Below are 19,050 nucleotides of genomic sequence, written 5' to 3' on the forward strand. Positions count from 1 at the left end.
CGACGTTAGATTAGGAGGTTGGAAATGGCAGAGTTGCACGCGCAACAGGTGCCTGCGCATGTGCCGCCGGACCGTGTATTCGAGTTCGACCTATATGGCCTGACAGACGATCCGCGATTGCGCGATGGCGTTCAAACCGGTCTCACCTTCCTCCATCGCGAAGCACCCGACGTGTTCTTTACGCCAGCCAACAGCGGGCATTGGGTGGTCACGCGCGAACGCTTGATGCGCGAAGTACTTATGTCGCCCGAACGATTCTCTTCAGCTCAGCTCACCGTGCCCCGCACGGCACAGCAGCAACCCCTCATCCCACTGACGCTCGATCCACCCGAGCACACACCATATCGCAAGGTCCTAATGCAATTCTTCGCGCCCAAGGTCGTCGCGGCGATGGAAGGTGACATCCGCCGTCGCGCAGCGGTCCTTGTGGCCGCTGTCCGTGAAGCTGGCGAGTGCGATTTCCTACAGCAGGTCGCGATGCCGCTCCCGGTCCAGGTGTTTATGGACCTGATGGGCCTCCCGTCCACAATGTTTAGCGAGTTCCGGCGCATTGTTGTCGACTGGTTCGGCTCGCCCAACGGGCCCCGCCGCCAGGCGCTGGCCGTCGAAGTTCTGGGCCATCTTCGCTCGCTGATTGCCGATCGACGGACGGCCCCCCGAGACGACCTCGTCAGCGCGCTAATGGTTCAGTCCGTCGAGGGACGGGTACTTCGACAGGACGAGATCGAGTCGATGTGCTTCCTACTCTTCCTGGCAGGGCTCGACACCGTTGCGAACGCCGCGGGCTTCATGTTCGCTCGCCTGGCGACGATGCCCGACATGCAGGAGCGGCTGGCGAACGAGCCTGACCTGGTGTCTCGTTTCATAGATGAGACTTTGCGCATGTCTGGCGTGGTCAGCACCGCGCGGATCGTGACGCAGGACACTGAACTCGGCGGAGCGCATCTAAAGCAGGGAGACATGATCCTCTGCCCGCTGGCGCTCGCTGGCCTGGACGAGACCGCGAACGCCGACCCGCTTCACTTCAAGCTGGATCGCAAGGGCGCGACGCACCTGATGTTCGCAACAGGACCGCACCTCTGCGTTGGACACTTCCTTGCCCGCCTGGAGCTGCGAGCCCTTCTCGCCGAGTGGCTGCGGGCAGTGCCGCATTTCAGACTTGACCCCTCGCTTCGGCCCCAGGTGAAGATCGGCTCGATGACGGCGATGTTGAGCTTGGCGCTAAAATGGGGCGGCGAAGAACGGGTGCTCGCTGAGCATGGCTGATTCCGACGAACATCGGCGGAAACATGGCGATCCAGCATACATGCCCGTGTCGCTAACGGCCGCTTCGATCGATTTCCCGGTCACGGACGAACGCCGGGCAAACATGCTCGAAGCAACAATGTCTGCACTGATGCGCGACGGCGTCTCGCAAGTTACAATGGGCAGCATTGCCCAAGAAGCTGGCGTGTCACGCGTTACGCTCTATCGCGCCTTTAAAAACAGAGCTTTTCTACTGGAGTCGGCGGTAGCTTATCGTCTTATGAAGTTTAATTCCATATTCTTTGGTAATATTATAGCCCCCGCCTCTCTATCGTTCCTTATAGAGGACTACATAGTAGCCTCTATTAACACTGCCGTCCAGAACCAAGAAAGCCATCGCTGGACGCGCGGCGGCATGTCATTCCTGCGCGCGGGCTCTCAGGTCCACATTGTTGCGGTGACGACATGGACCCCAGTCGTCGAAGCCTATCGGCAGACTGGCAGATACCCGGATCACATACCCGTTGATGATCTGGCTTCGTGGATTATGCTCCTTCAATACTCATTCGCACGGTTGACAGTCGAAGCTGAGATGAAGGAAAGCAAGATAAGAGAGAGAGTCAGGCTATTTGTAGCTCCGGCTTTCTCTCAATAAATCGACATTGACCTATGGTTGAAACTGATCCTTTGAAACGACGCTGCAGACGCCGCGTGATGGGGTGCCATAACCAGAAATTTCGAGAGCCCCTCTGCGGCGGCCATCGACCCATAACCCAGCACTCACGATGCGTCCCTGCCGCAAGCCGGTGCCGCCGCCCCCAGTCGCAACCACTCGGATCAGCGGTTTCCTCGATCTATAATGAAGTCTACCGCTGCTCCGTCGCTGCGCGATCGATCATCTATCGTGCGCCGTCAGCCCACGAGTTCGATAAGGCGGTCCAAGACCGCCAAGGATTTTAGCCGGTCTCTGAACTACCTGCCTGCTCACGACGGTCGTCTCTGGGAGGTCAGCGGCACTTCGACGCTGATGCCCTACTTTAGCACGGATCGAGCGAGGCCGAATAGGCGTCCACCTGCAATTATCAGGAGTGAAATCCTGAGCCTCGTTGATCCGTTTCAGCATGGTGTCCGTCGGCCGCTCGCCCAAGTCAAAGACAAAGCTCAGGAAGTCGCCAATCCATCTAGGGCACACGCTAACACCCAGAGCGCCGAAGTAACGAAACCGCGGAGACGACGCGTTCCTGCAGATCGTGTTCATTTCCTGCCAAGCCCGATACGTCGCGTCGTGTTCCTTAGCGGAACGCCGGCCGTGGGTGGTGAGGCGCTCGGCACTAATCTCCCGATGAAGGCAGCCGCAACTCGTCGTACGGCCGGAGCGAACATTTCCGCCGTCGGCTATTGTCTGCCTGCCGCAGTCGCAAGCGAAGAGCCATTGCGCCTTACCACCGGAATTGGTGTGTGCGAAGGCGATGCCGACAAGACGGCCATAACGTAAACCAGCCATGTCGATCCGCGCCTTCCGTGCCACGGCCTTTCTCCGCCTTCGGGTGTCGCCAAGTAGGAAGCATATCTATTAGCGCCCAATAGGGAACGAAGCCAAGCCTTCGTCCGACCACTCGACGCACGTCGGAGGATGCCCCCGTGAGAAGCGCGATCGTGCAGCGGTAGTCCTTCGGAACGGCGGACGGATTTTTCATCGCGGCCGATACGGGCGCGATGAACGTCCTAGAGTGCTGGACCGAAGGGATTCTCGGCGCTCGGCCTCTCGCTTGGCCCAAAAGCGAGCGCGTTCAACTCTCGTCGCGAGACAGTCCAGCGACAATATGCTCGGCCCTTTCGAAAAGCTCGCGGTCGATGGCCAGCCCTGAGGCGGCTGCGTTGTCGTCGACCTGCTCCGGTCGGCTCGCGCCAATGATTGCAGACGCTACATTGGGCTCCCGAAGCACCCAAGCGAGTGCAAATTGGGCCATGCTGACGCCCGCCTCGGCTGCCAGGGGCCTAAGCCTGTCTACAGCTGCGACAACCTGAGGGGTCTGTAAACACGACATCATGGCCCCCATGCTGTCGCTCGCCGCCCGGCTGTCCGCCGGCGGCGGCACGCCGGGCAAATATTTTCCTGTCAACACGCCCTGGCCCAGCGGAGACCAGACGATCTGAGAAATGCCGTTTGCGGCACTGAGCGGGATGACCTCCTTCTCAGGTCGTCGCCAAAGCAGCGAATATTGGGGCTGGCTGGAAACGAAACGCGCGACGCCGGTCATAGCAAGAGCATCGCGGATGTTCTGGGGTGACCACTCCGAAAACCCCAAATACCTGATCTTGCCCGAGCGCACGCCATAGCTCAGCGCTTCCATGGTTTCGTCCAGTGGTGTGGCTAAATCGTAGCGGTGGCACTGGTAAAGGTCGATGTAGTCGGTCGCGAGGCGCTTAAGAGAGGCGTCGAGTTGTTTTTCGATCTGCGCGCGTGACAGGCCCCGGTCGCTGTCGCTCATCGGGAAAAAGATCTTGGTCGCGAGCACATAGCTGTTCCGTTTGCGGTGCTTCAACGTCTCACCCAGGAACTCCTCCGCAACGCCACGGCCGTACACATTCGCCGTATCAATGAAGTTTATGCCTTGGCCAAACGCTCGATCTATGCACTGTGCTGCCGTGTCCCGCTCGATACCGACACCGAACGTCAACCACGAGCCGAGCGAAACCTCCGAAACTTTGAGTTCGCTTTTGCCGAGTTGACGATAGAGCATTGCAACCTCCAACGGCGCTTATTTCCGCCGTGCATACCACACGGGGTGCCACCCCATCAGCCCTGATGATAACGCTTCGAATCGTTAGTTGCTCCTTTTTGGTCGGACTATAACGCCCTCTGCGGCAAGGTCCCTTGCTCTGAGCCTGCGCTATCAACAGTTGATCCCAACCTGACCGCACCGCTTCGCTAAACATGGCGGAGCCGATGGCGTTTCCGGGGACGGCCGGAAAGATTATCGCTTAGCTGACACAGCCTCGAATACCGCACGGCTAGTGGTGCCTATGTCGCTATTGTCTTCCGCCCGCTCAGCGAGCGCCATCTGGTTCAGCTGCCATCGGGCGACCGCCTCGGGCGTTCCAAAACTGTCAAGAGCCTTTGCATAGCCGTCTGCCCATGTGCTCGCAGCATCGGCGCCCAAATCCTCGATTAAGCCATCGGCGATGCCAAGTGCGTCCAAATCGTCCTGCGTCAACATTTCACTATCCTCGTCCTCCACGGCCTCGTAATCTTCGACCAACATATGTCTTCTCCATCTCTTCTACGAATTCTTCCACCACTGCAGACACCTTGCTAAGGCGCTACTAGGAATCCGGCGGTATGTTATCCGGCCAGAACTCTTGTGCCGCCGAGGGTCGCTTCACCGATTTTAACTCGGCCACGGCAGGTAACTCGGGCCGCTCCCCGTCGAATGCGATGCGCACGGCTGCGCCTCGCTCGGTCACCTGCTGAAAGATGGCTCGGACCTTTCGGCCGGAGCGCATCATGCTGCTGATCCACATGTATCAGCGTGGTTGAAGGGAAGGGCGATGAGCAAGGGTCCGGGATCGCACCATGTGGTGCCCAACGCTGGCGGGGGCTGGGACGTGAAGCGCGGTGGCGCGAGCCGTGCGAGCGGTCACTTCGACACCAAGGCGGACGCCGTGGATCGCGGACGCGAGATCAGCCGCGACCAGAACACCGAGTTCCGCATCCACAATCGTGACGGGAAGATCGCCAGCAGCGACAGCCACGGTCACGACCCCAACCCGCCGCGCGGCTGAGGATTGCACCATGAACGAAGCGCACACGGGTTTGATGGCCCGCATCCACATCAACCGCACGGTCTTCCGGTCGCCGAACCCCACGACGGGCGAGGCCCTGTATGCGCTCGGCGGGATACCGAAGCGCGAGAAGCTCTACCGCGAAGTGGCCGGTGATCACGAGGATCAGCCGATCTCGCGCGACGATGAGGTCGTCCACCTGGCCGCCGACGAGCACTTCTACAGCGACGAGGTGACCACCGTTCTCGTGAACGGGGACGAGCATCAGGTTGAGCTGAAGGAGATTACCTATCTTCAGGTCGTCGAGCTTTATCTCGGTAGCGGTGGTCAGGCGTCCAACGAATACCTCGTGAAGTACTCCCACGGGCCGGCGCAGAACGCGAGCGGCACCCTTGCTCCCGGACAGAAAGTGAAGATCAAGGATGACATGCGCTTTAGGGTTGCCGGAACTGGCGAGTCGTAATCCTTTCATCAGGGATCTGGACGAGCAGGGTTACCACGTCGATTTTATCGGCGGCTATCTCGTCGTCTTCGGGCTTCCCTATCTCGATCCGGCGGGCAGGCTGCAGCATGGCGACTGGGCCAGCCCGCTCGATCTGAACGGGGCCGTCATCGATCCGCCGTCCAATCATCAGGCATGGTGGCGTGGGGTCCGGCCCTGCGATCAATCCGGCCGCGAGCTGCGCCTCGGTGGTGGCGCGCACGCTATCGCGATCACCGGGGATCTGACCACCGATCAGTCCTTCTCGTTCAAGCTGCTCGAGAACGGAGTGGCGCGGACCTATCGCTCCTTCGAGGAGAAGGTGGAGACCTACTTCGACGCGATCACTGGGCCGGCGCTGGCAGCGTTTCCCAACGCGACCCCGCTGCGCGGCATAGAGATCGGTGCGGCCGTGCAGGGCAGTCCGCTCAGGTTCCCCGACACGATGTCGTCGCGCTATCACATGAACGACGTTTCGATGCTGCTGCGCGGCAGGAAGGTCGCGATCGTCGGTCTGGGGGGCACCGGCTCTTACATCCTCGATTTCATCGCGCGGACGCACCTCGAACGCATCGCCCTGTTCGACGACGACAAGGTGCACGTCCATACTATCTTCCGCATCCCCGGCTTCATCCCCGGCGCGATCGGGCAGCCCAAGGTCGACGCGCTGGCGCGGCAGTATGCACAGTGGCATGGCGGAATTCAGCCGGTGCCCGAGCGCTTGGAAGCTCACAACGTCGACCGGCTGGGCGAGTTCGACTTCGTGTTTGTCTCGGTCGATGACGGACCCGCTCGCCTCCTCATCGTAGACTGGTTGAGCGCCAATGGCGTCCCGTTCGTCGACTGCGGGATGGGACTGAACCGGTCGGCCGTGGGCCTGAGCGGGTTCGTGCGGATCACCGGTACCGACCGCGCGGCGTTCGAGCGAAACCGCGCTTCCGTTCGGCTGCCGACCGGCAACGCGGCCGATGACGAGTATCGCAAGCAGGCGCAGATCACTGAGCTGAACGCGTTGAACGCGGTGATGGCTGTCATCCGCTTCAAGCAGCATTTCGGCCTCTTCGATCGCGAGAGCGACGCCACCTGCTCGATCTTCGACACGGCGCCCGTGGAGATCGACTCTCTGGGCGCCGCCTGATGCCATACGTCTACAGGGCCGTGGAGCGCCTGCCGAAGCAGCTCGACGACGGCGTCGTCTATCATTCCGAGGACTTCGAGGTCGCAGCGCTGCTCTGCGCCTGCGGTTGCGGTCATCGCGTCTCGCTCCTCGTCCCCGACAGCCATCGCGTCTGGTCAGAGGACGGTTTGGCGACGATAACGCCGTCGATCTCGGTCTGCGATGGCGCCTGCAGGTCGCACTACTTCATCACCGCTGGCGAGGTGGAGATGTGGCCGGCCTTCTCGGACACGGTGACGCGGTTGACCATGCGCAGGCAGATCGCTCGGCATGCGGCGATCAAGGTCCGTCCGCTCCGCTGGCGCGATCGGGTCAGGAACGCCGCGACGACCGCTGTCCGTGCGATCATGTCGAGGCTGCAATTCTGAAGTCGGGCTTGTCGGGCGATCCTTCGAACGTCAGCCGTTATCGATTGACGCCCTCCCCGGACGGCGTCGCGCGCATTGACAGTCGGATGCTGAAGCGGTCGAGCAAGCGCCCGAGAGCCGGATGGTCGGTGCGGCACGAGGGATGTCGCGGATTTCCAGCCAGGCCAGCATAGAAGCGAGCGCGATCGCGCCGACGTCCACCTCGGGGTCGTCATCGATCGCCCGTTCGGCGAACGCGTAGGCGGCCGACGTCGGTGCCCGCGCATCGATGACGAATAATCCAGCGACTGACTGCGGCCGAGCTTGTCATCCAGTTAAACGGATGTCCGCACCTGGGAACCGGACGTGCAACCTCGGATTACCGCTTCTGGGTCGGACTGTCGGCTGGTCGAGGTCATTCGGGCACGTACTCTTGGCTGCCGGGTTTTCGGGTGTCATCCCGGCAAGATCGGTTGACCGGCGTCCTTCCACTCCATCATGGCCGCAAGCAGCTCACTGGTCCCGTAATCTTTGATGTCCTCGTCGGAGAATCCAGCGGCGAGCTGCTTTTCGAAATACCACCCCTGAAAGTCGGTGTAGCGCGCAAGAATACGTGTGGCGCCATCGGCCGCTATGCCCGCCTCACTAACGAGCCAATTGCGAACCTTCCGCACTGCTTGTTGGAAGTCCGCAGCATGATACTGGATATCGCAACCTGAGATATCGGAGAGCGCTGCCTGATAGCGGTAAGGTTTTTCGGCAATTATGTACTTAACTACGCAGGATGGCCATGCTACAGGATTCGGAACAGGCCGGCGCTAATCAAATACGAAGTCTGATGTCGGACGCCCTTGGCGCAACGCTTCTTCGTGTTCTTGGAGATTCATCCATCGAGCGTTCGGCTTACTCGCTTCAATATATTGCTGATGAGGCTCTCGAGGCAGCCCTGAGCGCTGCCAGTGCCGCAGATCATAATCTGCGGTATTAAGCATCGTCATGACGAGGGCGACGCGTTGAGTCAGCTTGTCTACCTCGTCGGTGGGCGTCACATGTTTGGTGTCGAACGTCAGTGAGAGCGGTTGCCGGCTCTGCGCTCTTCCGACCTTCGCCTTCTTCTCGATCCTGACGGTTTGGGTATCGGTCACCCTCCATTGATCGTGGACGAACCGGTTACGCTTCGGCCCAAGCTCGCCAGAGACGCGATCTAGGAGGGCAGTCAGCCATGTCCGGTACGGCTCGCTAGGGGAGTTTAGCGTCAGCAAGCGCTTTAGGATGTCACAGCGTCCAGAGATGCTATCGACTGTTGTGGAGATGCTCGCCACTTCGGCTGGGCTGCATCTGAGCACCGTGCCCATCAGATCGTCTAGCACCCCGTCTAAGGCAGCCCACGTCATGCAAAGCTGACCTAGGCTGAGCGCGTGTTTAGAATGTGCGCGGTGCTGGGCTGGTCGACGCTCCTCCTCCTCCTGTTCTTGGCACGGGTCGAGGTGTAGGATGATCGTCATGGATAAGAACGTCCCACGTGAAGAAACCTACTCCGAAGCGGAGACTGATGCCCGGCGTGAGGCGATCCTCAAGGCCGTGCTCGCCACCCGGCCCAAGCCGCACAAGGCTAGCAAGGCGAAGGGCCGCGAGTCTCAATCAAAGTAGCGCTTACGCGGTGTCCCGATCGTTCGGGGAATGGCAGCCGTTTTAGGCGGCGAGCTTGTCAGCCCGCCGATAGGTGAGGCGACGGCCCTCGCCGCCCTTGAGGATGACCGCGGCGCGCTCCCCGTCCGTCATGGAGCGCGTGTTGTAGCGGAGGTCGAACTCGGCGCAGTAGCGGCCGAGGTGGGCCTCGCTCATGTGGTGATAGGTGCCGATCACGCCGCGCTTGAAGATCGAGAAGAACCCTTCGACGGTGTTCGTGTGCTTCAACCCGCCGTGCGTGACGTACTGACCGGCGCTGTGGTTCACTGTCGAATGAGCGGCGAACTCGCGACCGACACGCGTGTAGATCGGGCTTTCGTCGGTGATCAGGTGCGAGCTGCGATCGACATGCGCGACTAGCAGCGGGCGCACGTTCTTGGCCGTCACGTTGGCGACGTGGAAACTCTTCACGTTGCCCTCGTGCTGGACCAGCGCGACGACGGGCTTCTTTGGAGCGGGGGCGCGGAAGGCGCGGTTCTTGGCCTTGCCACCGACGTAGGTTTCATCGGCTTCCACAATCTCGCCAGGGCCGCCCAGCGGGCCTTGCGGGGCCGCGCCTTCCATCGCTTCGCGGATGCGGTGGCAGAGGAACCAAGCGGACTTGTAGGTGACGCCGAGCATACGCTCCATTTGCTTGGCGCTCATGCCCTTCTTGGAAGCGGCCATGAGGTGCATCGCAAGCAGCCACTTGTGCAGCGGAATGTGGCTGCGCTCCATGATCGTGCCGGTGCGGATCGTGAACTTCTCGCGGCAGTCGTTGCACTGGAAATAGCCGACCATCTTACCGGCTAGGCGGCGCACCTTGAGCGAGCCGCAATGGCCGCAATGCGGGGTGCTGTTCCAGCGCGAAGCCTCGATATGCGCGAGGGCCTTGGCTTCGTCGTGGAAGATCGGATCGGTGATGTTCGTCGCCATGGCATCTTACTGAACCTGCTACGTTGCGTAGTCAAGTACACAATTGCCGGTTTTTCTTCCAGGATGAGAAAGCGCTTGGCTTCACGGCCAGAGCCGAAATAGCGTCGGCATGCCCAATCAATGCCGAGCTCAAAGGGCATATTCAGCCGAAAATGCTCACCTCGCTTCTTTGCTACGCAGCGGCTGAGATCGTGGATTGAATAGAGCGAGGCTTCAATCAGGCCGGTGATCTTCTCCACCCGCATCTCTGCCGAATCGCTTCGCTCTCGCGCCAGTCGCGGCACAAAGCCAAGGTCGACGATGCAGAAGAGGATTGCCTGCAGTAGCGCGTCGTAGTCGGGGTCGAACGGGCAGTTGATGAAAACCGATTGTTCGAACGACGGTTCGGCCAAGATCAGCCTTTCGGCGGGTGCGGGTCGTTGCCATACGAGTTGCGCTCACGAATTCGACCGTCTCGCCCATGAATGAAGAGCTCGGTCTTTTGCTTCTGCGCAACGTCACGCGCTCGCTCGATTGCCTCGCCTTGGGTCGCGAAGGTGCCCGATGCGCGTGCCGCACCAGCCTTACGTACGCTCCACTTGCCGCCGTTAGGTACTACGTGCTGTCCTGCCTTCGCCATAGCGGTGTCCTCCCAACGTTTAGATAGGCTCGTTGTATGCCGCTTGGAAGCAGCGATCGATGCAAGGCAGCCGATACATTCCTTATCCCTTCCGCCCGCCAGCGAATGACGAATGCTATCTCCGTGCTGCAGCCGTTTAGCCGATCTGAACGAGCGTCCATAGTTTGAGCTACGGGAGGGGCGCTGGATGGCCGGGATTGGGTCACTATCGACCATCCGCTGGAAATGCTGGTTGGCGGGGACCTCAGCGCACCGGCCCAAGCTCATCTTTCCGTGTTTAAATGAGGCGATCCTGATCTCGGCCTCTGAAAAAAAGTCCAATTGCCATCCCGCTTCTCCAACAATCCTGCGCGTTTGAGAGCGGTCACCTCGCGCTGGACGCTTTGGCGCGTCACATCGAAGTGATCGGCGATGTCGGTCTGCGAAAACGGAATGAGGATCGTTACGCGATCGCCCTCTCTGCGGCCGCACCGGACAGCAAGATTTTCGAACAACATCACGATGCGCTCTCCGAGGCGATGCTCCGCTCGAAGATCCCTCCCAACGATCTGCCGGGAGATGGCCCGTGCAAATTTCCTGCAGAGCGCTTCGGGGATCTCGGGATACCGGTGGTAAACTTCCCAGAAATCGTTGGTAGCCAATTCTCCGACCTCAACGACTGTCATGGTAGTCGTAGTGTGATTGAAATCGCGGTGCGAGACGAGCGCGGTCTCACCGTAGCTGTTCCCCGGCCCGTAGATAGTGATCAGCGATCGCCGTCCGTCCGTCTGGATGCCAGAGAGCCGCACATAGCCGCTGACCACTTGGACCATCTTGCGAGGGGCGTCACCGGCCCGAACAATGTCCTTCCCCGGCGCAAGCTCGCGGTATGACATGCGGGAGATCATTGCGTCGCGTGCCACAGCGGGCAGTTCCGCGATCCAATTCTCTTGAGTGATCAGCTCCAAGCGCATGCAATTTTCACCTCGCGAAAAACTTTCGCCAATGGAACATTGGTGTCACCCCGGTCGCGCGTTCCCGTTGCAGTAGCTCCTCCACGCAAAGGCGCGACCGACGCCTCAGCTCAATTTGTCGCGAGCCCGTCTCGTGTTGTGGAGGGGATACCATGAACGCCACCAAGCTGCACACCCTGCTGCGCGCCACCACCTTCCTCACCTGCCTGGTCGCGGCGCCGGCCGTCGCGCAGACCGCGCCTGCTGCAGCGGAGCAGAACGCGCCGCCCGCGGCGGCGGGTCTCGCACCGGCGCCGGTCGAGACGCCGCCGAGCACCGACGCCGCCCCGGCCCAGGAGATTACGGTCACCGGATCGCGCATCTCACGTCGCGACTACCAGTCGGCCAGCCCGATCGCGACGGTGTCGCAGGACTTCATCAAGTCGACCGGCCAGCCGACCGTCGAAGGCGCGCTGAACGCGCTGCCGCAGTTCACGCCGTCGGCGGGCTCGGGCACCGGCGGCGCAGGCAACCAGAACCGCGCGGGTCAGGCCAGCGCCAACCTGCGGGCGCTAGGGCCGCAGCGCACGCTGGTCCTGCTGGACGGGCGCCGGATGCAGCCGTCGAACGCCGATGGCACGGTCGACTTGAACACGATCCCCGACATCATCGTCGACAACGTCGAGGTCATCACCGGCGGCGCCTCCGCCGCCTACGGATCCGACGCCGTCGCGGGCGTCGTCAATTTCAAGCTGAAGCGCAACCTGAACGGATTCATCGCCGACGCCCAGTATGGCATCACCGAGCGCGGTGACGGAGGGACGTTCAACGCAGGCCTGGCCGTCGGCGGCAGGTTCGTGGACAACAAGGGGCACGCAACGCTCGCGCTGAGCTACGCCAATCGCGATCCGGTGTTCGCACCGAGCCGCGACTTCTTCCGGTTCAGCAAGGTGACCACGGCGCTTCCCGAGGGCGTGCTGCAGGTGACCGCGGCGAACCTTCCGAGCCAGGCGGCAGTGACGGGCGTCTTCTCCCGATACGGCACCACGGTCACTGTGCCGCGCACGACAGAGATCGGCTTCAACACCGACGGATCGCTCTTTAGCCGCGCGAACCCGATCGCCAACTTCCGGGATCCACCCACGTCGATCTACAATGACGGCAACACGCTGGGCTATTCGACCGGCGACTTCGGCTATCTGCAGCTGCCGCTGACGCGCTATTCGGCCTTCGGCGCGGCCGATTACGAGGTCGCCGACCATGTCACCGTCTACACCCAGGTGCTGTTCACCGACTACTCCGCCTCGTTCGGCATAGCGGCCCCGGTCCTCGGTGGCTCTAACGGCCAGCAGGCACCGATCCCGGTCACCAACCCGTTCATTCCGGCCGACCTCGCGGCGCTGCTGGCGTCGCGGCCCAATCCGACGGCGCCGTTCTTCATCACCAAGCGGCTCAACGACGTCGGGCTGCGTCAGCAGACCGACAAGTACACCGTCTACCAGATCCTCGGCGGGCTCAGGGGCGACATCCCGGGCTCGGACATCACCTACGACGTGTATGCCTCCCATGGCTCCACGCGGGCCGACATCACCGACCGGGGATATCCGTCGCTGTCAGGCATTTCGGCGCTCTTCGCCGCGCCTGACGGGGGTCGGAGCATCTGCGCCGGCGGGTTCAACCCGTTCGGCATCCAGCCGCTTTCGGCCGCCTGCCAGACCTATCTGCAGCGCACGATCACGAGCACAACCGAGGTGAAGCAGACGATCGTCGAGGGCACCTTCACAGGCTCGCTCTTCTCGCTGCCGGCGGGCGCCCTGCGCTTCGCCGCAGGCGCCGATTACCGACGCAACAGCTACGCCTTCCAGCCTGATGGGCTGGCGACGACGACCGACCTCGTCAACTTCGTGCGGCAGCAGCCGGTCCAGGGATCCACGGAGGTCAAGGAGGTCTATGGCGAGCTCCTCGTCCCGATCCTCAGGGACCAGCCGTTCTTCCGGTCGCTGGAGGCGACCGTCGCCTACCGCTACTCGGACTACAACACCATCGGCGGTGTGAGTACCTACAAGGCCGACCTCAACTGGGAGGTCGCCACCGCTCTCCGCTTCCGGGGCGGCTACTCCCGCGCGGTGCGGGCGCCCAACATCGGCGAGCTGTATTCCCCGCTGACGCAGTCCGCGCAGAGCCTCGGCGCCATCGGCGCCATCGGTAGCGGCGATCCCTGCGACGTGCGCAGCGGCTACCGCGCCGCGACAGCCGTGGGCGCGGCCCAGGTCCGCACGCTGTGCCTCGCGCAGGGCGTGCCGACGAACTTGATTGACATCTACCGCGACACGAACGCGCAGGCGACGTTCAACGCGTCGGGCAACCTCAACCTGAAGGAGGAGGTGGCGGACACCTACTCGATCGGTGCAGTGGTCCGGTCGCCCTTCTCCACGCCCCTGCTGTCAAACTTCACCATCTCGATAGATTACTACAACATCAAGTTGCGGCAGGCGGTCGGCAGCGTGACGGCGCCGGTGGCGGTGGCGAAGTGCTTCAACGCCGATGGCAGCAACCCCGGCTACGACCCGGCGAACCTTTATTGCAGCCTGATCAGCCGCCGCCCCGAGTCCGGCCTGATCGGGGTCGTCAATTCGCCTCTCCTCAACCTGGGCGGCTACCGCACCTCGGGCATCGACGTGCAGGCGGACTGGACCATCCGGCTGAGCGATCTCGGCATCGGCGGCAACCCTGGCAGCCTCAAGCTGGGCGCGGTGGTGAACTACCTCGATACCTTCAAGATCCAGAACCTGCCGGGCTCGCCATTCCAGGAATACGCCGGGACAATCCTGAACACGCAGATCGATCCGCTCTCGTCGGCTCGGCCGCGGTGGAAGTCACTCGTGTCTGCGACGTACGCCAACGACACGTTCGATATCGGCATCCGGTGGCGCTACATCGACGCGATGAAGAACGCCGGGAACGTCGGCAACACGGGCACGGTGCCCGGGGTGGTCTCCGTCAGCTACTTCGACGTGCTGGGCTCCGTCCGCGTCCAGGGAGGATTGCAGCTGCGCGCCGGCGTTACCAACCTGCTCGACCGTGCGGCGCCGCAGGTCTCGACGGTGATCGGTAACACCGACTACGCCACCTACGATCTGGTCGGCCGGCGGTTCTTCGTCGGTGCCCGGCTGACATTCTAACCTATCTCGACGAGAGGACCTGAGCCGTGTCGAACAAGCCGCAGGTGCTTCGCCGATCGGTATTGGCTGCCGCGCTGGCGCTGCCTGCGGTGGCCGCTGCCACGTCGGGAGAGCGACTCCGGCGCCGTGGGAGCAAACCTTTGACGTTCGTCCTGGTGCATGGCTCTTGGCTCGGCGGCTGGTCCTGGAGGCGCGTGGCGGATCGGCTCGTCGCCGCCGGTCACCGTGTTTTCACGCCCACCATGACCGGGGTCGGTGACCGGGCGCACCTCATCAGCCACCTCGTCACGCTGGACACGTGGGTGCGGGACGTGACGATGCTGTTGGCGACGGAGGAGCTCGACGACGTCGTCCTTGTCGGACACAGCTTCGGCGGCCGTGTGGTCACCGGCACCGCCGATCGGATGAGGGATCGGCTCAGGCGGATCATATTTCTTGACTCCGCGCTGGCATTGAGCGGGCAGTCGCTCTTCGACCAGCTACCTCCCGCCGCCCGGGCTGCGCGGATCGCCAGTGCGGCTCCAAGCCACGGCGAGAGCATCCCGCCACCTAGCGCGCTGTCGCTGGGGGTGATCGACCCCGCTGACCAGGCATGGGTCGACCGGCGCATGACGCCGCAGCCGTTCGGCACGAACGCGCAGGGGATCACCTATGCCGCCCCGATCGGCAACGCGCTGCCGGTGACCTTCGTAGAATTCACCGAGCCGGTATACCCGGCGTCCGAGCGGGCGGTGGCGTTTGCCAGGAGCCAGCCCGGATGGACGATGGAGTCGCTGCGCACGGGCCACATGGCCATGGTCAGCGCACCCGAGCAGCTGTCCGCGCTGCTCATGCGGGTCGCGGCATCATGACGACCACCGCCTCGCGTCCTCCCGCAGGCTCGCGGAGTTCGATGACATGCTGATCCTGCTCGGCTACCTGATGATCGCCACCTTCATGATCCTGATCATGACCCGTCGCGTCTCGGCGCTGGTGGCGCTGATTCTCATCCCGATCGTCTTCGGGCTGCTGTCGGGGCATGGAACCGACCTGGGCACCATGGCGGTCGACGGTATCACCAAGCTGGCGCCGACCGCGACGTTGCTGCTGTTCGCGGTTCTGTTCTTCGCGATGATGATCGATGCCGGTCTCTTCGAACCGCTCGTCAGCCGGGTGCTGAGGTTCGCCGGCGACGATCCCGTGCGCGTCACGCTGGGCACCGCCGCGGTGGCGACAGTCGTCTCGCTGGATGGCGACGGCGCAACGACTGCGCTCATCACCATCACCGCATTCCTGCCGGTCTACCGGCGGCTCGGAATGAACCCGCTCATCCTGGCCGTAGTGCTCGCGTCGGCCAACACCGTTGTTAATCTGGCGCCCTGGGGAGGTCCGCTGGGACGGGTCGCGGCCGCGTTGCAGGTCAACCCCGCCGACATTTTCGTCCCACTTCTGCCGACCATCGCGGTCGGACTTGTCGGAACCTTCGCGATCGCGTGGTATCTCGGCCGCGGCGAGCGGATCCGTCTGGCCGCAGCACCTGCGGAAGGATCGACCCTGAAGTCCAACTACGGCTTCGACGACGCTGCCGCCGAGCTGGTACCGGCGGAGCGTGCCGCCTTCGCCCGGCCACGTCTCTTTCCCGTCAATCTCGCGCTCACCCTGACCGTGCTGGGGCTGGCGGTCATCCACCTGATACCGTTACCCTTGCTGTTCATGCTCGGATTAGGCCTAGCGCTGATCATCAATTATCCCGATCCAACGGCGCAACGAGACCGCCTTGCGGCCCACGCGCAGAACGCGCTGCCGATCGTGCTGCTGATCCTCGCCGCAGGCGTCTTTACGGGCGTCCTGGCGGGGACGGGCATGGTGGACGCGATGGCGAAAGGCGCGATGACAGCGGTGCCGCCGGCGCTCGGCCCGTGGCTGGCGCCGTTCACCGCCTTCCTCAGCGCGCCTTTGACCTTCGCGCTGTCCAACGACGCCTACTATTTCGGGGTTGTGCCGGTGATCGCGCAGACTGCCACGCACTATGGTGTACCGGCGGTCGAGATCGGGCGGGCGTCGCTGCTCGCGCAGCCGATCCATGCGCTCAGTCCGCTGGTCGCGGCAATCTACCTGGTCTCGGGGCTTCTCGGCGTGGAGGTCGGAGCGTTGCAACGTTTCTCGCTGAAGTGGGCCGCTCTGCTCACGCTCATCCTCATCACCAGCGCCTGCCTGACCGGCGCAATCCTGTGAGAACGCCATGACGAGCCGGCTAGCAAACACGATCGACATCATGGTTCCCACCGGCGCGCTCGGGGCGGGTGTGCGGCCGAGGGACGTGGCGGCCGGACTGGCGGCCGGTGCGCACGCCATCGCCTGCGACGCCGGATCGACTGACAGCGGCCCCGCGTACCTGGCGACGGGAAGGCCCAAATATTCCCGCGCGGCGGTGAAGAGCGACCTTGCCGTGCTCATGAAGGCACAGGCGGAAGCCGGCATTCCGCTGCTCATCGGATCGTGCGGCACGTCGGGGTGCGACATGGCGCTTGACTGGATGCACGACATCGCGGTGGAGATCGCGGAGGACGAGGGACTGTCGCCGAGGATCGCGCTCCTCTATTCCGAGCAGCCGGCATCCGTGCTGCAAGCCAAGGCTCGTGACGGCCTCGTCAAGCCGTTGGCGCTATTCGATTCCGTCGACCCGGAGATCTTCGCGGGCTGCAACCACATCGTCGCGCTGATGGGTCCGGAGCCATATGTCGCAGCACTGGAGGCAGGGGCGGACATCATCCTGGGCGGACGCACCACGGATACGGCGGTTCTGGCGGCGGTGCCGCTCTGGAAGGGCGCCGGCGCCGGTCCCGCGTGGCACGCCGGCAAAACGGCTGAGTGCGGCGGCCTGTGCACCCGCCGTTCGCGCGACGGCGGAGTGATGATCCGCGTCGGTACGGACGCTTTCGAGGTCGAGCCGCTGAGCCCCGAGAACGCGTGCGACCCCTATACCGTGTCGGCGCACATGCTTTACGAGAACAGCGACCCGTTCGAGATGCTCGAGCCGGGCGGGACGTTGGACGTCAGAGACTCGCGTTACGAGGCGATGGACGAGCGCACGGTCCGGGTCACGGGATCGAAATTTGAGGGCGCACCTTACACGATGAAGCTCGAAGGTGCCTCCGGCGGAGCGTTCCAGACGATCATGCTGGTGGGCATACAGGCCCCGAACGTCCTGGCCGAACTGGACAGGTTCCTCGCTCAGATGGACCAGCATCTGCACGCGCGCGTGTCCACCGCGATGGGCGCCGCGGCGGGCCGCTACGACATCTCGTTGCGCCCCTACGGCTGGAACGCCGTGACGGGCCTGCCGGTCGTGGACGGAACCGCGCCGCGCGAGGTGGGCCTGCTTTTCGTGGCGACGGCGGAGACCCAGGAACTGGCGACGACGATCGCCAAGACCTGCAATCCGATGTTCTTCCACATGCCGCTCGACGTCGACGGCGAGCTGCCGAGCTACGCCTTCCCGTTCTCCCCCGCCGAGATCGAGCGCGGTCAAGTCTACGAGTTCCGCCTGAACCACGTGGTGATGGTGGACGACCCCCTCGAACTGGTCAGGATTGTCCACATGCCGCAACTGGAGACGGTCGTTGCCTAAGCTGCGCGAGGTGTGCCGGCACGTCCGGACCAAGAACGCCGGTCCGTTCTGGATTACGCTCGACATGTTCTTCAAGGACGCCGAGTCATTCGATCGCTATGCGCAGTCGCCGAGCCTCGGCGCCGCGCAGGTCGCGCAGCTGCTGGGCATCGACGACCGATCGATCAAGCGCTTCCTCGTGCCCAACCTCCATGTCCTCAAGATGTCCTATCCACGCCGTCATCCCCAGGGTGGGTCACTGGAGCGCGACATGCACGGCGGACAGCAGTACGTCAGCCTGTTAGATGTCGAACTCTGACTGGCGACGCGAGCAGCGCCCGATTGTCATCGAGGACACCGACATCGATCACATGGGCCACGTGAACAACGCGGTCTATCTTCGGTGGGTACAGGAGACGGTGATCGCCCACTGGGCCAGGATCGCACCACCAAAGGAGTTCGCGCGGCATCTGTGGATCGCCCTTAAGCACGAGATCACCTACCGGCGCGCGGCGTTCGCAGGCGACAGGCTTACGGCAGTGGCGGAGTTGGAGGATTTCAGAGGCGCTCGGTCAACCTATCGCACGCAGGTCAGGCGCGGCGACGAATGCCTCGCCGAGGCGTTCAGCCACTGGTGTTCGATTGACGCGGTCACCCACCGCCCCCTGCGGCTCGCGCGCAACCCCAGAGGCAGGCTGAACACTCAACTGCTCTAAAGCGAAACGACGTTCGGCAGCTAAGCGCCGTTGAAAGCTGTGAGCTGCCGTTCTGCTACCGGCCATTACCGCTCGTAGGATACTGCCTGAACAAATGTCCGCTTTCGCGCGGTCGCAACGCTGGCGTGAATGGCCGATTGTGGGATTTGTCAGCTGCATAAACGATGGAGAGCTACCGCCTGCCAAGAGGTTCTGAAACCGGGGCTGGTCCTCTGTTCGCGAGCTGGCTGTACTCGCCACCTGACCGCGAGCGGTGCACGAACCGGGAGGAGAGTGCGCGAATCGGGATGCACTCAGGAGGCCATGATGACGACTGCAAACTGCCAATCTGCAGCCTTGGTGACTCGAGCTCGTCAGACAGTGTTACCTAGG

General features: G+C 62.8%; 20 protein-coding genes. 13 read left to right on the plus strand and 7 right to left on the minus strand.

Going from position 1 to position 19,050, the window contains the following annotated elements; all coding sequences use genetic code 11:
• Positions 1-24 precede the first annotated feature (24 nt).
• The gene (locus ACP2AD_RS10565) at positions 25-1,266 is read left to right on the plus strand and encodes a cytochrome P450 (RefSeq protein WP_425230016.1); all 1,242 of its coding nucleotides are present in this window, start codon (positions 25-27) and stop codon (positions 1,264-1,266) included.
• Positions 1,259-1,900, plus strand: a complete 642-nt coding sequence (locus ACP2AD_RS10570; RefSeq protein WP_425230017.1) for a TetR/AcrR family transcriptional regulator — start codon at positions 1,259-1,261, stop codon at positions 1,898-1,900. Before ACP2AD_RS10565 ends, ACP2AD_RS10570 begins: the two co-directional genes overlap by 8 nt.
• 1,135 nt (positions 1,901-3,035) lie before the next feature.
• On the opposite strand, the gene ACP2AD_RS10575 is transcribed toward ACP2AD_RS10570, so the two are convergent.
• Positions 3,036-3,989, minus strand: a complete 954-nt coding sequence (locus tag ACP2AD_RS10575) for an aldo/keto reductase family protein (protein ID WP_425230018.1) — start codon at positions 3,987-3,989, stop codon at positions 3,036-3,038.
• Between the two features lie 234 nt (positions 3,990-4,223).
• A complete protein-coding gene (locus ACP2AD_RS10580) occupies positions 4,224-4,511 on the minus strand; it encodes a hypothetical protein (protein WP_425230019.1) in 288 nt (95 codons plus the stop codon).
• A 286-nt stretch (positions 4,512-4,797) separates the two neighbouring features.
• Between ACP2AD_RS10580 and ACP2AD_RS10585 the strand changes: the two genes are divergently transcribed.
• From ACP2AD_RS10585 to ACP2AD_RS10600, 4 genes are read left to right on the plus strand one after another with little or no spacing between them, the layout of a single operon-like run.
• Positions 4,798-5,031, plus strand: a complete 234-nt coding sequence (locus ACP2AD_RS10585; RefSeq protein WP_425230020.1) for a DUF2188 domain-containing protein — start codon at positions 4,798-4,800, stop codon at positions 5,029-5,031.
• Between the two features lie 10 nt (positions 5,032-5,041).
• Positions 5,042-5,494 carry a multiubiquitin domain-containing protein gene (locus tag ACP2AD_RS10590; RefSeq protein WP_425230021.1) on the plus strand — a complete coding sequence of 151 codons (453 nt, stop codon included), beginning with the start codon at positions 5,042-5,044 and terminating at the stop codon, positions 5,492-5,494.
• Positions 5,472-6,650: a ThiF family adenylyltransferase gene (locus ACP2AD_RS10595; protein WP_425230022.1), complete on the plus strand. Its 1,179-nt coding sequence runs from the start codon at positions 5,472-5,474 to the stop codon at positions 6,648-6,650. Before ACP2AD_RS10590 ends, ACP2AD_RS10595 begins: the two co-directional genes overlap by 23 nt.
• A complete protein-coding gene (locus ACP2AD_RS10600; protein ID WP_425230023.1) occupies positions 6,650-7,057 on the plus strand; it encodes a DUF6527 family protein in 408 nt (135 codons plus the stop codon). Before ACP2AD_RS10595 ends, ACP2AD_RS10600 begins: the two co-directional genes overlap by 1 nt.
• Before the next feature lie 434 nt (positions 7,058-7,491).
• Here the strand turns inward: ACP2AD_RS10600 and ACP2AD_RS10605 are convergent, their stop codons facing one another.
• Complete coding sequence (locus ACP2AD_RS10605; protein ID WP_425230024.1) at positions 7,492-7,710, minus strand: hypothetical protein; 219 nt, start codon at positions 7,708-7,710, stop codon at positions 7,492-7,494.
• A gap of 144 nt (positions 7,711-7,854) precedes the next feature.
• On the minus strand, positions 7,855-8,181 hold the full coding sequence (locus ACP2AD_RS10610) for a hypothetical protein (protein ID WP_425230025.1): 327 nt from the start codon (positions 8,179-8,181) through the stop codon (positions 7,855-7,857).
• Positions 8,182-8,539: 358 nt separating this feature from the next.
• Between ACP2AD_RS10610 and ACP2AD_RS10615 the strand changes: the two genes are divergently transcribed.
• Positions 8,540-8,686 (plus strand): hypothetical protein, encoded by a 147-nt coding sequence (locus ACP2AD_RS10615; protein WP_425230026.1) that lies wholly within the window; start codon positions 8,540-8,542, stop codon positions 8,684-8,686.
• A gap of 42 nt (positions 8,687-8,728) precedes the next feature.
• On the opposite strand, the gene ACP2AD_RS10620 is transcribed toward ACP2AD_RS10615, so the two are convergent.
• The 3 genes from ACP2AD_RS10620 to ACP2AD_RS10630 form a co-directional block, all read right to left on the minus strand.
• Complete coding sequence (locus ACP2AD_RS10620; RefSeq protein ID WP_425230027.1) at positions 8,729-9,640, minus strand: IS1595 family transposase; 912 nt, start codon at positions 9,638-9,640, stop codon at positions 8,729-8,731.
• A 394-nt stretch (positions 9,641-10,034) separates the two neighbouring features.
• Positions 10,035-10,526: a DUF2188 domain-containing protein gene (locus tag ACP2AD_RS10625; protein WP_425230028.1), complete on the minus strand. Its 492-nt coding sequence runs from the start codon at positions 10,524-10,526 to the stop codon at positions 10,035-10,037.
• Positions 10,523-11,206 (minus strand): Crp/Fnr family transcriptional regulator, encoded by a 684-nt coding sequence (locus ACP2AD_RS10630; RefSeq protein ID WP_425230029.1) that lies wholly within the window; start codon positions 11,204-11,206, stop codon positions 10,523-10,525. Before ACP2AD_RS10630 ends, ACP2AD_RS10625 begins: the two co-directional genes overlap by 4 nt.
• 158 nt (positions 11,207-11,364) lie before the next feature.
• On the opposite strand from ACP2AD_RS10630, the gene ACP2AD_RS10635 reads away from it, so the two are divergent.
• From ACP2AD_RS10635 to ACP2AD_RS10660, 6 genes are read left to right on the plus strand one after another with little or no spacing between them, the layout of a single operon-like run.
• Positions 11,365-14,373 carry a TonB-dependent receptor domain-containing protein gene (locus tag ACP2AD_RS10635; RefSeq protein WP_425230030.1) on the plus strand — a complete coding sequence of 1,003 codons (3,009 nt, stop codon included), beginning with the start codon at positions 11,365-11,367 and terminating at the stop codon, positions 14,371-14,373.
• 26 nt (positions 14,374-14,399) lie between these two features.
• Positions 14,400-15,224, plus strand: a complete 825-nt coding sequence (locus ACP2AD_RS10640; RefSeq protein ID WP_425230031.1) for an alpha/beta fold hydrolase — start codon at positions 14,400-14,402, stop codon at positions 15,222-15,224.
• Between the two features lie 46 nt (positions 15,225-15,270).
• Positions 15,271-16,587, plus strand: a complete 1,317-nt coding sequence (locus tag ACP2AD_RS10645) for a CitMHS family transporter (protein ID WP_425230032.1) — start codon at positions 15,271-15,273, stop codon at positions 16,585-16,587.
• A 7-nt stretch (positions 16,588-16,594) separates the two neighbouring features.
• Positions 16,595-17,983 (plus strand): acyclic terpene utilization AtuA family protein, encoded by a 1,389-nt coding sequence (locus tag ACP2AD_RS10650; RefSeq protein ID WP_425230033.1) that lies wholly within the window; start codon positions 16,595-16,597, stop codon positions 17,981-17,983.
• Positions 17,976-18,281 (plus strand): DUF4387 domain-containing protein, encoded by a 306-nt coding sequence (locus ACP2AD_RS10655; RefSeq protein ID WP_425230034.1) that lies wholly within the window; start codon positions 17,976-17,978, stop codon positions 18,279-18,281. The genes ACP2AD_RS10650 and ACP2AD_RS10655 overlap by 8 nt, the downstream gene beginning before the upstream one ends.
• Positions 18,268-18,678: an acyl-CoA thioesterase gene (locus ACP2AD_RS10660; protein ID WP_425230035.1), complete on the plus strand. Its 411-nt coding sequence runs from the start codon at positions 18,268-18,270 to the stop codon at positions 18,676-18,678. Before ACP2AD_RS10655 ends, ACP2AD_RS10660 begins: the two co-directional genes overlap by 14 nt.
• The last annotated feature ends 372 nt before the right edge of the window (positions 18,679-19,050 follow it).

The sequence above is a fragment of the Sphingomonas sp. genome (genome assembly GCF_965248875.1).
Taxonomy (GTDB): Bacteria; Pseudomonadota; Alphaproteobacteria; order Sphingomonadales; family Sphingomonadaceae; genus Sphingomonas.